Source organism: Flavobacterium sp. PLA-1-15 (assembly GCF_049060005.1).
Classification (GTDB): Bacteria; Bacteroidota; Bacteroidia; order Flavobacteriales; family Flavobacteriaceae; genus Flavobacterium.
The window spans coordinates 1-11,813 of sequence record NZ_JBMGQS010000013.1 but is presented as its reverse complement, the minus strand read 5'-3'; the positions used below and the strand labels follow the sequence as shown (position 1 = coordinate 11,813).

The 11,813-nt window shown below is 36.8% G+C and carries 15 protein-coding genes; 7 read left to right on the top strand and 8 right to left on the bottom strand.

Annotated elements, in window-relative coordinates:
• Positions 1-97 precede the first annotated feature (97 nt).
• On the top strand, positions 98-670 hold the full coding sequence (locus ACI6PS_RS09245) for a heavy-metal-associated domain-containing protein (RefSeq protein WP_421012278.1): 573 nt from the start codon (positions 98-100) through the stop codon (positions 668-670).
• 47 nt (positions 671-717) lie between these two features.
• On the opposite strand, the gene ACI6PS_RS09240 is transcribed toward ACI6PS_RS09245, so the two are convergent.
• Entirely contained in the window at positions 718-1,872 is a 1,155-nt protein-coding gene (locus ACI6PS_RS09240) for a sensor histidine kinase (protein ID WP_421012277.1), read from the bottom strand.
• A gap of 257 nt (positions 1,873-2,129) precedes the next feature.
• On the opposite strand from ACI6PS_RS09240, the gene ACI6PS_RS09235 reads away from it, so the two are divergent.
• The 3 genes from ACI6PS_RS09235 (at position 2,130) to aat (ending at position 4,165) form a co-directional block, all read left to right on the top strand.
• Positions 2,130-3,008, top strand: a complete 879-nt coding sequence (locus ACI6PS_RS09235; protein ID WP_421012276.1) for a flavin reductase family protein — start codon at positions 2,130-2,132, stop codon at positions 3,006-3,008.
• Positions 3,009-3,051: 43 nt separating this feature from the next.
• On the top strand, positions 3,052-3,423 hold the full coding sequence (locus ACI6PS_RS09230; protein WP_421012275.1) for a DUF3127 domain-containing protein: 372 nt from the start codon (positions 3,052-3,054) through the stop codon (positions 3,421-3,423).
• Between the two features lie 100 nt (positions 3,424-3,523).
• Positions 3,524-4,165, top strand: a complete 642-nt coding sequence (gene aat, locus ACI6PS_RS09225) for a leucyl/phenylalanyl-tRNA--protein transferase (protein ID WP_421012274.1) — start codon at positions 3,524-3,526, stop codon at positions 4,163-4,165.
• Here the strand turns inward: aat and ACI6PS_RS09220 are convergent, their stop codons facing one another.
• The 5 genes from ACI6PS_RS09220 to rplM all read right to left on the bottom strand — a co-directional run bounded on the left by ACI6PS_RS09220 (position 4,166) and on the right by rplM (position 7,850).
• Positions 4,166-4,822: a queuosine precursor transporter gene (locus tag ACI6PS_RS09220; protein ID WP_421012273.1), complete on the bottom strand. Its 657-nt coding sequence runs from the start codon at positions 4,820-4,822 to the stop codon at positions 4,166-4,168.
• A 124-nt stretch (positions 4,823-4,946) separates the two neighbouring features.
• The gene (tsf, locus tag ACI6PS_RS09215) at positions 4,947-5,909 is read right to left on the bottom strand and encodes a translation elongation factor Ts (RefSeq protein ID WP_421012272.1); all 963 of its coding nucleotides are present in this window, start codon (positions 5,907-5,909) and stop codon (positions 4,947-4,949) included.
• 145 nt (positions 5,910-6,054) lie between these two features.
• The gene (gene rpsB / locus ACI6PS_RS09210; RefSeq protein ID WP_421012271.1) at positions 6,055-6,828 is read right to left on the bottom strand and encodes a 30S ribosomal protein S2; all 774 of its coding nucleotides are present in this window, start codon (positions 6,826-6,828) and stop codon (positions 6,055-6,057) included.
• 180 nt (positions 6,829-7,008) lie between these two features.
• The gene (gene rpsI, locus ACI6PS_RS09205) at positions 7,009-7,395 is read right to left on the bottom strand and encodes a 30S ribosomal protein S9 (protein WP_421012270.1); all 387 of its coding nucleotides are present in this window, start codon (positions 7,393-7,395) and stop codon (positions 7,009-7,011) included.
• The gene (gene rplM / locus ACI6PS_RS09200; protein ID WP_421012269.1) at positions 7,395-7,850 is read right to left on the bottom strand and encodes a 50S ribosomal protein L13; all 456 of its coding nucleotides are present in this window, start codon (positions 7,848-7,850) and stop codon (positions 7,395-7,397) included. Before rplM ends, rpsI begins: the two co-directional genes overlap by 1 nt.
• Positions 7,851-8,216: 366 nt before the next feature.
• On the opposite strand from rplM, the gene ACI6PS_RS09195 reads away from it, so the two are divergent.
• The 3 genes from ACI6PS_RS09195 to ACI6PS_RS09185 all read left to right on the top strand — a co-directional run bounded on the left by ACI6PS_RS09195 (position 8,217) and on the right by ACI6PS_RS09185 (position 10,692).
• Positions 8,217-9,242: a LacI family DNA-binding transcriptional regulator gene (locus ACI6PS_RS09195; protein ID WP_421012268.1), complete on the top strand. Its 1,026-nt coding sequence runs from the start codon at positions 8,217-8,219 to the stop codon at positions 9,240-9,242.
• Positions 9,243-9,374: 132 nt separating this feature from the next.
• Positions 9,375-9,896, top strand: coding sequence for an ankyrin repeat domain-containing protein (locus tag ACI6PS_RS09190; protein WP_421012267.1), 522 nt, complete (start codon positions 9,375-9,377; stop codon positions 9,894-9,896).
• A 10-nt stretch (positions 9,897-9,906) separates the two neighbouring features.
• Positions 9,907-10,692: a T9SS type A sorting domain-containing protein gene (locus ACI6PS_RS09185; RefSeq protein ID WP_421012266.1), complete on the top strand. Its 786-nt coding sequence runs from the start codon at positions 9,907-9,909 to the stop codon at positions 10,690-10,692.
• A 50-nt stretch (positions 10,693-10,742) separates the two neighbouring features.
• On the opposite strand, the gene ACI6PS_RS09180 is transcribed toward ACI6PS_RS09185, so the two are convergent.
• The gene (locus ACI6PS_RS09180) at positions 10,743-11,084 is read right to left on the bottom strand and encodes a helix-turn-helix domain-containing protein (RefSeq protein ID WP_421012265.1); all 342 of its coding nucleotides are present in this window, start codon (positions 11,082-11,084) and stop codon (positions 10,743-10,745) included.
• Positions 11,085-11,364: 280 nt separating this feature from the next.
• Positions 11,365-11,813 (bottom strand): serine hydrolase (locus tag ACI6PS_RS09175; RefSeq protein WP_421012264.1); only part of this gene is annotated, 449 nt, incomplete at its 5' end.

Below are 11,813 nucleotides of genomic sequence, written 5' to 3'. Positions count from 1 at the left end.
TCTATTTTTTAAATGGAATTCGGCTTCTTTTTTTATTATTTTTGTAATGTCTTTTAAATAAAGGAATTAAACCTAAACGTATAAAATAACATACATCATGAATTTAAAAAAATCATTTTTAGCATTGGCTCTTGCAGGATTTGTATTGACAGGTTGCAAACAAACTGCCACTGAAACTGCTCCAGAAACTGCTACAACTCCAGAAACTGCTACAACTCCAGAAACAACAGCGAACACAGATGCAACTCCTGGGAAAATTGAAACGGCAAGTTTCAACATAGAAGGAATGTCTTGTGAAGTAATGTGTGCTTCTAAGATTCAAAAGGAACTATCTAAAACAGATGGTGTAAAAGATGCCAAAATAGATTTTGAAAAGAAAACGGCGACTGTAGAATATGATTCTGGAAAAATTACTCTTGAGCAACTGGTTAAAACTGTTGAAGCAGTTAACGGTGGCGATTCTTACAAGGTTTCTAACGTGAAATCTTCTGCAGATCACGCAATGTTGTTCCCAAAAGAAAAAGAAAAAAAGAAGAAAAAAAACAAGGAAGAGAAAGCTGAAGCTGAAAAATCTAGTACAACTGGAGAAGCAAAAAGCGAGAAACCAGGATGTTGCAAATCTAAAAAGTCCTGCTCATCTTCTGAATCTAAAAAAGAAACTACTTTATAATAGTACTATTTCATAAAAAAAAGGGAACTCATTTGAGTTCCCTTTTTTTAATCCAATTTTTTAAAGCTCACCTGAATGCAAGTTCCTTTCCCAACTTCGGAAGATAATACACGGATTTTACCGTTATGATATTCTTCTACAATTCTTTTTGTTAGAGAAAGTCCCAATCCCCAGCCTCTTTTTTTGGTAGTGAATCCAGGTTCAAAAATCTGCTTGAACTGATTTTTTGGAATTCCTTTTCCTGTATCCGAAACGCGGATTTTGACGAATCGGGCATCTTCCAGAATGACTACATCTAATTTTCCCCTACCTTTCATGGCGTCGATGGCATTTTTTACCAAGTTTTCGATGGTCCAGCTGTGCAAGGCAGAATTCAGGTTGATTTCTATGGGATAAGTCGGAGCTTTAAATGAAAACTCCACTTGTTTGGAAAATCTCGATTTCAAATAATCGAACGATTCTTCTGTTTCTTTGATGATGTCTACTTCTGCTAGAATAGGTTCTGAACCAATCTTTGAAAAACGATCGGTTATGGTTTGAAGTCGGACGATGTCTTTTTCAATTTCCGAAACCGTAGTTTCATCAACATTATCGGCTTTCATGATTTCTAGCCATCCGATCAAGGAGGATAATGGTGTTCCAATCTGATGAGCGGTTTCCTTTGCCATTCCTGCCCAAAGCTTATTCTGGGTGGCCATTTTGGTACTCTTGTAAAAATTATAAACCAATCCGCCGAAAAGTACAATAATGGAGATAAGCGCCAGCGGATAATATTTCAGTTTGTTCAATAAGGACGAATTCCCGTAATAGAGCAAGCGATAATCTGTTTCATCATAGGTAATTTTTATCGGTTCGTTTTCATTCTTGAATTGCTTGAGCATCTTTTTGAGCTGGATGCTGTCTTTTAACACTTCGGTATCGATGTTTATACCATCCATAACGCTGTCCTTGCTGTTGGTGAGGAGAATCGGAATGGTCTTGTTGTGCTCGAAGATAAATAGGTTCAATTCGGGATTATAGGTTTCCAAATCCGAAGTCAATAACGTACTTTGTGCCTTTGCCCAGAGTAACATTTTTTGTCGTTCTTCGGTTTTGAAGATTTGAAAAAAGGCATACGTATTCCAAAGGATTAAAAGGATAATGATAAAGGAAACGGCTATGATGATCCAGCGGGTTGTATTTCTTCTTTCGGAGAATTGCATTCGGTAATTTTTTTCTAAATGTACTAAAAAAAAGTTTCTCAAAGGAAAATGGAAAATTCTCTAGCTCTGATTACCTCACATTACTCTAATTAACATAGGTGATCGGTGAACACTCCGTGTTTGAAGAGTAAATATTTTGCTTTTTAAAGAAAAAAGCAAAATATTGTAACGGAAAGCAGGAAAATGTCCCGAAACTTCGGGACGAAAATGCCTAGAGTTTCACTCCAAAAATTTATCTTTGTGTAAAATTTTATCACATGATTAGCATTGAACCGAAAGAGGTTTCGCCGGTTAAATTACAGGGATATTTGCAGGGTTCTGTAGGTCCAAGACCGATAGCTTTTGCAAGTACGGTTGATGAAAATGGGAATCCAAATTTGTCGCCGTTTAGTTTTTTCAACGTGTTTAGTACGAATCCGCCGATTTTGATTTTTTCGCCTTCGAGAAGGGTTCGAGACAATACGGTAAAGCATACGTTGCTGAATGCCGAAGCGACCCGCGAAGTGGTGATCAATGTGGTGAATTATGATATTGTGCAACAAGCTTCTTTGTCTAGTACGGAATATGCTGACGGTGTGAATGAATTTCTGAAATCGGGCTTGACGCAATTGAAATCGGATGTTGTAAAACCGCATCGTGTAGCGGAATCACCAGTTCAATTTGAATGCAAGGTGAATGAAATCATCAGTTTGGGAACCGAAGGTGGTGCAGGAAATTTGATCATCTGCGAGGTAGTAAAAATGCACATCAGCGAGGAAATTTTGGATGAAAACGGGGCAATCGATCAGTACAAGATTGATTTGGTCTCGAGAATGGGAGGAAACTGGTATTCTAGAGCCAATAAAGGTTTGTTTGAAGTGCCAAAACCATTGACAACATTAGGAATTGGTGTGGATGAAATTCCAGATTTCATTAAAGAAAGCACTGTTTTTGATGGGAATGATTTGGGAATGTTGGGCAACGTAGAATCTTTGCCAACGAACGAAGAAATTGATATATTTGTAAAAGAAAATTTTGCCGTGAAAGGTGTTTTGAGTTCTGCCGATGAAGAAAACGTACACCAAAAGGCAAAGGAATATTTGGAAAAACAGGACGCGATTTCGGCTTGGAAAGTATTATTAGCAAAAAGAGTATAAATAGGTTTGTATATGCCACAAGCCATCAAATAAACAAAACGTTATGGAAGTTACAGGAAAAGTAAAAGTAATCAATGCAGAGCAACAAGTAAGCGCGTCGTTCAAGAAAAGAGAATTGGTTGTTACAACCGAAGAGCAATATCCACAGCATATTTTGATTGAGTTTACTCAGGATAAATGTGATTTGTTGAACAATTACAGACCAGGTGAAGCGGTAAAAGTTTCAATCAACTTGAGAGGTAGAGAGTGGACAAATCCACAGGGAGAAACAAAATATTTCAACAGTATCCAAGGTTGGAGAATCGAGAAATTGGCTGCTGAGGCTCCAGTTCAAACAGCTCCGATTCCTGCTGCTGAAGCTTTCCCTCCGGCGACAAATTTTAAAGAAGAAGATCACGACGATTTGCCTTTCTAAGAAAATAGAAGACGGAAGTCAGAAGATGGAAGTCAGAAGTTTGAGTTTTACTCGAATTTCTGACTTTTTTGTTGAAGTTTAATTTTGATGTTTTTTTAAAATGTATTTCGTAACCAAAGCATTATTTTTTCCGCCAGTTGAGGAAGCCAATGAAGATGGAATTCTCGCCGTTGGTGGAGATTTATCGCCTAAACGATTATTATTGGCGTATAAAAGTGGCATTTTTCCTTGGTTTGATGGAGACGAACCTATTTTGTGGTGGTCGCCAGAATACAGGATGGTGGTTTTTCCAGAGGAATTTGTAGTGTCAAAAAGTATGCGAAATATCTTGAACCGAAATATCTTCAAAGTTACCTTCAATCAAAATTTTAGGGAAGTCATTTCCAATTGCAGTTCCATTAAAAGAGAGGGACAGGAGGGAACTTGGATTTCCAATGATATGATTGAGGCTTATTGCAAGTTAAACGAAATGGGAATCGCCAAATCAATCGAAGTTTGGCAGGATGATGCTTTAGTAGGAGGCTTATATGGAATTGATTTGGGCGATGTTTTCTGTGGAGAAAGCATGTTTTCGAAAGTTTCAAATGCTTCCAAAGTGGCATTTGTTTCGTTGGTAAAAAGACTGAAGGACGAAAATTATAAACTTCTAGATTGTCAAGTGCATAATGATCATTTGGAAAGTTTAGGAGGGAGGGAAATCCATCGGGAGGATTTTATGGAGCTGTTGAAATCAAAACGGTAATCAGTTTTTTGCTTCTTCTGAAATATATTTTTTAATGAAATGATGTCCTAGATAAATAAGTGGCGTCAAAGCAACTGCTGTCGCTAATTTAAACGTATAGCCGGTCAATGCCGAAGAGAAAAAGGTTTCGGTATTGATCTTTCCAGGAAGCCAGAATGCAATTCCCAATACAATAAAAGAATCGAAAAGCTGTGAAATAACGGTTGAGCCTGTGGCTCTCAACCAAATCATCTTGTTTCCTGTTTTGCTTTTAAAGAAGGAAAAAAGGGTCACATCAATCAATTGTGAAACCAAGAAAGCAATTATACTTCCGACGATTATCCACATACTTTGTCCTAAAACAGCCGTAAATTGTTCATCGTTTACAGGACTGATGCCACTTGCGGCAGGAATGCGTATCGCTAAGGCTAAAATAACAAAGGAATAGGCAATCAAACAAGCTGTAATGTATGAGAGTTTCTTCACTCCTTTCTTTCCGAAATATTCATTGATTAAATCGGTTGTGATGAAAACAATCGGCCACGGTAAGATTCCAATGCTCATTACAAACGGGCCAATCTGGATTAGTTTTCCACCAATCAATTCGGCGGTTACAGCATTGGTGATGAATATTCCCGCAAGGATAACATATACTAAATCTTTCTTTGATTTAAACATATAAAAGTTTTGTTAGCCAAATTTACCATTTTATCTGTTTTTAAAAAGTCGAACAGACGTTAAATAAAAATCCCACTTCAAATGAATGAAGCGGGATTTATAGGAATAAGTTTCAAATCAAGAATTAACCTAAAGCAACTCTTTTGAAACCTGTAATTTCAACTTTTGAATCTTTAACGTAATCACCAACTTTTTTACTGTCATCTTTGATGAAGTTTTGGTCCAATAAAGCTTTTTCTTGATCCAAAGTTGTGTTATCAGAGATAAAACGTTGGATTTTTCCTGGGATAATTTTGTCCCAAATTTGCTCTGGTTTACCTTCAGCTTTCAATTCAGCTTTAGCATCTTCTTCTGCTTGTTTCAAAACTTCTTCAGTCAATTGAGAGTAAGAAATGTATTTAGGAACATTTTTCAAAGTTTTTCCTAAACGTTTTGCTTCTTCATTGTCTTTTTCGATTACAGCAATACGAGCAGCAAGTTCAGATTCAACGAAAGCAGGATCAAAATCTTTGTAAGATAATGTGTCAGCACCCATTGAAGCAACTTGCATAGAGATGTCCTTAGTCAATGTAGCAGCGTTGTCAACTTTAGCAGAAATAGCCGTTAAAGCAGCAATTTTGTTTACGTGAACGTAAGATCCAACGAAAGCTCCTTCTAGGATTTCGAAACCACCGATTTCGATTTTTTCACCGATAACACCTGTTTGCTCGATTAATTTTTCAGCAACAGTAAGTCCGTTGAAATCAGATGCTAAAAATTCTTCTTTTGAAGAGAAGTTAATAGCCCTTTCTACTAAATCTTTAGCTAAAGTTACGAAAGCTTCATTTTTTCCTACGAAGTCAGTTTCGCAGTTCAAAGTGATGATAGCTCCTTTTGTATTGTCAGCATTGATAAAAGCAACAGCAGCTCCTTCAGAAGACTCACGGTCAGAACGGTTAGCGGCAACTTTTTGTCCTTTTTCTCTAAGGATTTGGATTGCTTTATCGAAATCTCCATCAGCTTCAACTAGAGCTTTTTTACAGTCCATCATTCCGGCACCTGTAGTTTGTCTTAATTTATTTACGTCTGCAGCAGTAATTGTTGCCATTTTGTTTTCTATTTTAAGATTAAAATTTAATGTAAAAAAAGAAATTCCAATCTTTAAATCCCAAATTCCAATTTTAATAAATCATCAACTTTTAGTTTTAGATTTTTATGGAACTTGGAATTTAAGATTGGAATTTAATATTTATTTATTCTTCAGTTGCAGGAGCTGCTTCTACAGCTTCTGGAGCAGCAGCAGCTTCGCCAGCTGGTTGTTCTGTTTCTTTATCAGATGTTCTGTTAGCCAAACCATCGATAACAGCGGCAGTTACTAAAGATAAAACTTTCTCGATTGATTTAGAAGCGTCATCATTTGCAGGGATTACATAATCAACCTCTCTTGGGTCAGAGTTTGTATCCACCATTGCGAAAACTGGAATGTTTAATTTTTGAGCTTCTTTAATTGCGATGTGTTCCGCTTTAATATCTACTACGAACAATGCAGCAGGAAGTCTTGACATATCAGCGATAGAACCTAAGTTCTTCTCTAATTTTGCACGAAGACGATCAACCTGTAAACGTTCTTTTTTAGATAAAGTCATGAAAGTACCGTCTTTCTTCATTCTATCGATAGAAGCCATTTTCTTAACAGCTTTACGGATAGTTACAAAGTTAGTCAACATACCACCTGGCCATCTTTCAGTGATGTAAGGCATGTTTGCTGCAGCTGCTTTTTCAGCTACGATATCTTTTGCTTGTTTTTTGGTAGCAACGAATAAAATTTTGCGACCTGATGCAGCGATTTTCTTCAAAGCTTCGTTAGCTTCTTCGATTTTAGCTGCAGTTTTATATAGATTGATAATGTGAATTCCATTACGCTCCATATAGATGTAAGGAGCCATGTTTGGATCCCATTTTCTAGTCATGTGTCCGAAGTGAACACCTGCTTCTAGTAATTCTTTAACTTCTACTTTGTTTGCCATTTTAATAATAGTTTACGTTCTGTTGAATTAGCAATGTTCCTTTTAGGCTTTAAGCTTTAAGCTTTAGACTTTAGGCTTCATTTAGATGCTAAACTAATTTCCTGCCTCGACAGGAACAACAATTGTGTTTTTAAATAATAAATGAACGATGTCTTGTCCCATTTGAACAAGACGGTAATATTAACGTTTAGAGAATTGGAATCTCTTACGAGCTTTCTTCTGACCGAATTTCTTACGTTCAACCATTCTTGGGTCTCTTGTTAATAAACCTTCTGGTTTCAAGATGGCTCTGTTTCCTTCACCAACTTCGCACATTGCTCTTGCCAAAGCCATTCTTACAGCTTCTGCTTGACCTGTTGAACCACCTCCGTAAACGTTTACTTTTACGTCAAAGTTGTTTACATTTTCTGTCATAGACATTGGTTGTAATACTTTGTACTGTAAAGTAGCTGTTGGGAAATAAGTTGCGAATGCTTTTTTGTTTACTGTGATGTTTCCAGTTCCTTCTGTAACATAAACACGAGCAACAGCAGTTTTTCTTCTACCGATTTTGTGAATTGTAGCCATTACTTAAGATCGTTAAGGTTAACAGTTTTAGGTTTTTGAGCGCCTTGTTTGTGCTCAGTACCTACAACAACATTTAAATTTCTGAAAAGTTCTGCTCCTAATTTGTTTTTAGGTAACATTCCTTTTACTGCTTTTTCTACCAAAGCTGCAGGGTTTTTTGCCTGTAATACTTTTGCAGTTAAAGTTCTTTGTCCTCCTGGGTAACCTGTGTGACGCATGTAAATTTTGTCGTCCATTTTAGTACCTGTAAGGTTGATTTTTTCTGCGTTGATAACAATTACGTTATCTCCACAGTCCACGTGTGGTGTGTAACTTGGCTTGTACTTACCTCTCAAAATCATTGCGACTTTTGAAGCAAGACGACCTAAGTTATGACCGTCAGCATCAACAACAACCCACTCCTTAGTTACAGTGGCTTTGTTAATTGATTGTGTCTTGTAGCTTAATGCGTCCATAATAAATTTTTAATTAAACATTCCATTCCCAATAAAGGGAGTGCAAAAGTACAATTATTTATTTATTATCCAAACTGCTGTAAAAGATTATTTTACGAGTTTTAATTTAAGGGTTTATTTTTTTAGAAATTAACGCTATACGGAGAAAATGATTGGCCATTTAGCCCCGATTGTAGTGGAAATCCTTTTCTTTTTTTCTTAAAAAAGAAAAGATTATTTCACAAGACTTTATTTGTTTTGGTGTTCAATGAATTTCATTTGTAACGGAAAGCGGGAATAAAGATTCCGAAAATGCCTTAACCTTTCGCTCCAAATAATCGATTGTATGAATTGTTTTAGTATTTTTACCACTCAATTTATATAGGTATGAAAGAAAAAGCTACACTGAAGCAAATTGCCAAGGAACTCGGAGTTTCGGTTTCTACAGTTTCTAAAGCACTAAACGACAGCCCCGAAATTAGTGAGCCTACAAAAATCAAGATTCAGGAGTTTGCAAAACTCAAGAATTACAAACCGAATATCACGGCGCTCAACCTCAAAAATCGAAAGACCAAGACCATTGCGGTTATTATTCCGAATATATTGAATTCCTTCTTCGCGAAGGTATTTACAGGAATCGAGAAGGTGGCCGATGAGAAGGGTTATCATGTGATTACGTGTATTTCGAATGAATCGCTTGAGAAGGAAATTCATACTTTACAGATGTTGAGCAACGGAACGATTGATGGGTTTATCTTGTCGATGTCTGAAGAGACGCAGAAGGAAAGTTATTATCAGCATTTTACTGAGATTATTAATGATGGTATTCCGATTGTGATGTTTGACAGGGTGACGGACGAAGTTTCGTGTGACAAGGTGATTGTGGATGATTTTGATTCTTCGATTGATGCTACACAGCACCTTATTAACTCTGGTTGCAAAAAGATTGCATTGTTTTCGACTATTGATAATTTGAGTGTTGGAAAGCTAAGAGCCAAAGGTTATTTCAAGGCTTTGGAGCATCATAATATTGAAGTGGATCCGAATCTTATAGTGTTGACGGATTCTGTTGAAGATTTTGATGAGAAAGTAATCGCTTTATTCAAAGAGCATAAAATTGATGGAATTTTTGCCTTGGACGAACATGCTTCGGTTTCGGGAATCAAGATGGGATTGAAGAATGGCTATAAAATACCGGAGGATTTATCAGTGATAGGTTTTGCAGACGGGGTTTGGTCGAGAAGGTTGACGCCGAGTCTTTCAACTGTGAGTCAGCATGGTCCTGAGATAGGAGAGGCGGCTGCGCGATTGCTTATTGATAAATTGGAGAGCAAAGACGATGAAGAGTATGCTTCTAAGACTACTGTGGTTAAAACGGAATTAAGGCAGAGAGAGTCTACTAGAAAGCTGTAAACAGACCGTTTTTTATACATATTAAAAAGGTTGCGAGAAATTTTAAATATTTCACGCAACCTTTTTTCTTTTCCTGCATCTGTTTATTGATATGTTAAAATTAATATATTTGCTTAAAAATCGTCAACGATTATGATAAAAAATTACATTCTCTTTCTATTCTTTTTGTCTTTTCAAATTGCTTCTGCTCAAGAGCCTTTGAATGTTTTTGATGTTGCCCGCAAGGGAACAGTAGATCAGGCTAAAGCGCTGTACAAGCAAGATCCTAAAATTTTCAACACGGTTAACGACTCTGGATATTCTCCTTTGATATTGGCGTGCTACCGCGGTAATAACGAAGTGGCGAAGTTTCTTATTGAAAACGGAAGTGATATAAATGGTTCCAGTAGTATGGGGACACCGCTTATGGCATCTATCGTGAAAGGAAATACCGAGGTTGCGGAATTGCTTATCAATAAAAAGGCCGATGTGAATTTTGCCGATGCAAATGGCACTACTGCCTTGATGTATGCAGTTCAGTTTAAGAATGTAGGCGTGACGAAACTGCTTCTTGCTCACAAGGCAGATAAAACTAAAGTGGACAAAACAGGAAAAACGGCTTTTGAATATGCTGTTTTTTCTAACAATCAGGAAATTATTAACCTTTTAAAATAAAACCCAAAACATGAAAAAAACTACTCTTTTATTAATGACATTGCTTTCACTTGGAGGTTTTGCACAGACGAAATCAACGGGCGAGGTGAACTTGTCGACCAATGTGAAGGCTACATTGGAATTAAATAATACTACAACAACCGCTAAACTTACGCTTGTTGGGCCAAATGACAGATGGTTTGCGTTGCAATTTGGGTCTTTTGCAAATGGTCAAGGAATGATGGCTGGTACTGATTTGGTATATTGGAATAATCAAACATTAGTGGACGCTGTTCACCAAGGAGAAGGGGAAGTTCCTGAAACGGATACCAACAATTGGACATTGGTTTCTAATACCAATAATTCTCCTTCAACAGGTCTAAGGACAATTGTTTTTACTAGACCTTTTGTTACTGGAGATGGTAACAATGATTTTACATTCAATTATGCAGATACTTCAATAGATTTTGCATGGGCCAGAAGAAGCAATGCCGGATATACTATAAATAACCATGGAGGTACTAATAGAGGTTATGCTATTAATGCTCCTTTTACAACCCTTGGTGTGGAGGATTTTTCTTTGAATGCAGCGGCTCTTTACCCGAATCCGTCTAATGGAAATTTTGTGGTGAAGTCTAAGACTACTTTGGAAAAAATCAATATCTACACGCAGACGGGTGCTTTTGTAAAGACGGTTGAAGCGAAAGCTGGTGCTACGGAAGTGGAAGTGGATGCTAATGGATTATCGCAGGGTGTTTATTTGGTAGAGCTTCAGAATGCATTTGAGAAATCATGGAAAAAGGTTATAATTAATTAGATAGTAATTATAAGTTGAAGAAGAGGGTCGGTTTTATAGCCGACCCTTTTTTATTTTCCGGTGATGCGTTTGTAGACTTCGAGTTCTATCTGCAGGATTTTTACTCGTTCTTCGAGTTCGAGTTCTCTTGGGGTGGGTGGCACTCCAATTGGATGCTGTGCGGCAATTTCGGCCAGGAAGTTATAATCTAGGGCGGTGCTTATCTTCCAAAGGGCACCCGCTTGAAGGGATTCTTGAGAAAAATAGCTCAGGATTCCGTTTGGTGAAATGTTGATCTTTCGGGCTAGGGAGGCTTGGCTTATGTTGCGTTCTTTCATGTGTCTCTCTAACATTTCTCCCATATTTGGATAGGGATCTTTGCCTTGTATCTGGTATTTTTTTTTGTATTCCATGCTTTTAAAATATTACTATACTCAAATATAGCAAAGTTTTAAATAAAAAAATCATTATTATATACAATTTTCGTATTAGATAATTTAATTACTGTACTTATAAATATGATTACTGTTTTAGGATATAAAATTATTGTATTATAAATTTTAATAACTGTACTGAAAAATAATATCACTATATTATAAAATTTAATTACTATCTTATAAAATAATTTAACCATATTAAAATATTACTATATTAATAGATTAAATTACTGTACTATAAATTATGTTTACCCTATTATTTTTGTTTCATTTCTATCTCTATAATTTTTTTTCCGTTATCGCCTAGATATTGGGTAAGGAGTTTTTCAAAGATGATGTTGCCCACATCAGAATTGGTGAAGATGAGGATGCCTTGCTTAGTTTTCGGTAGGAGGAAGGCGATGCACTGCGTGCCTTGATCGGAGCCACCGTGGGAGAGGGCGAATTCTTCTTGTCCTAAATCATAGATTTCAAAACCGAGGCCGAAGTATTTGCTTTCCTTTGTTTGCACCTGCTTTTGGAGCATTTCTTGGTAGATGTTTTTCTTTAGATTCGCACCATCGAGAATGCTTACCAAGAAGTTTCCATAGTCTTGGATGGTGGTGTGCAGGTCATCGGCGGCGTTTGGTGTTTTGTTTTGGATGGTTTCGTAGGGTTTTGCATCCTTATCATAACCAATTGCAAATCTTGATGCATCGGTATTTT

Excerpts from the sequence above, each read along its gene's own strand:
- ACI6PS_RS09245 (WP_421012278.1), top strand. The coding sequence starts at position 98 with ATGAATTTAAAAAAATCATTTTTAGCATTGGCTCTTGCAGGATTTGTA.
- ACI6PS_RS09240 (WP_421012277.1), bottom strand. The coding sequence starts at position 1,872 with ATGCAATTCTCCGAAAGAAGAAATACAACCCGCTGGATCATCATAGCC.
- ACI6PS_RS09235 (WP_421012276.1), top strand. The coding sequence starts at position 2,130 with ATGATTAGCATTGAACCGAAAGAGGTTTCGCCGGTTAAATTACAGGGA.
- ACI6PS_RS09230 (WP_421012275.1), top strand. The coding sequence starts at position 3,052 with ATGGAAGTTACAGGAAAAGTAAAAGTAATCAATGCAGAGCAACAAGTA.
- aat (WP_421012274.1), top strand. The coding sequence starts at position 3,524 with ATGTATTTCGTAACCAAAGCATTATTTTTTCCGCCAGTTGAGGAAGCC.
- ACI6PS_RS09220 (WP_421012273.1), bottom strand. The coding sequence starts at position 4,822 with ATGTTTAAATCAAAGAAAGATTTAGTATATGTTATCCTTGCGGGAATA.
- tsf (WP_421012272.1), bottom strand. The coding sequence starts at position 5,909 with ATGGCAACAATTACTGCTGCAGACGTAAATAAATTAAGACAAACTACA.
- rpsB (WP_421012271.1), bottom strand. The coding sequence starts at position 6,828 with ATGGCAAACAAAGTAGAAGTTAAAGAATTACTAGAAGCAGGTGTTCAC.
- rpsI (WP_421012270.1), bottom strand. The coding sequence starts at position 7,395 with ATGGCTACAATTCACAAAATCGGTAGAAGAAAAACTGCTGTTGCTCGT.
- rplM (WP_421012269.1), bottom strand. The coding sequence starts at position 7,850 with ATGGACGCATTAAGCTACAAGACACAATCAATTAACAAAGCCACTGTA.
- ACI6PS_RS09195 (WP_421012268.1), top strand. The coding sequence starts at position 8,217 with ATGAAAGAAAAAGCTACACTGAAGCAAATTGCCAAGGAACTCGGAGTT.
- ACI6PS_RS09190 (WP_421012267.1), top strand. The coding sequence starts at position 9,375 with ATGATAAAAAATTACATTCTCTTTCTATTCTTTTTGTCTTTTCAAATT.
- ACI6PS_RS09185 (WP_421012266.1), top strand. The coding sequence starts at position 9,907 with ATGAAAAAAACTACTCTTTTATTAATGACATTGCTTTCACTTGGAGGT.
- ACI6PS_RS09180 (WP_421012265.1), bottom strand. The coding sequence starts at position 11,084 with ATGGAATACAAAAAAAAATACCAGATACAAGGCAAAGATCCCTATCCA.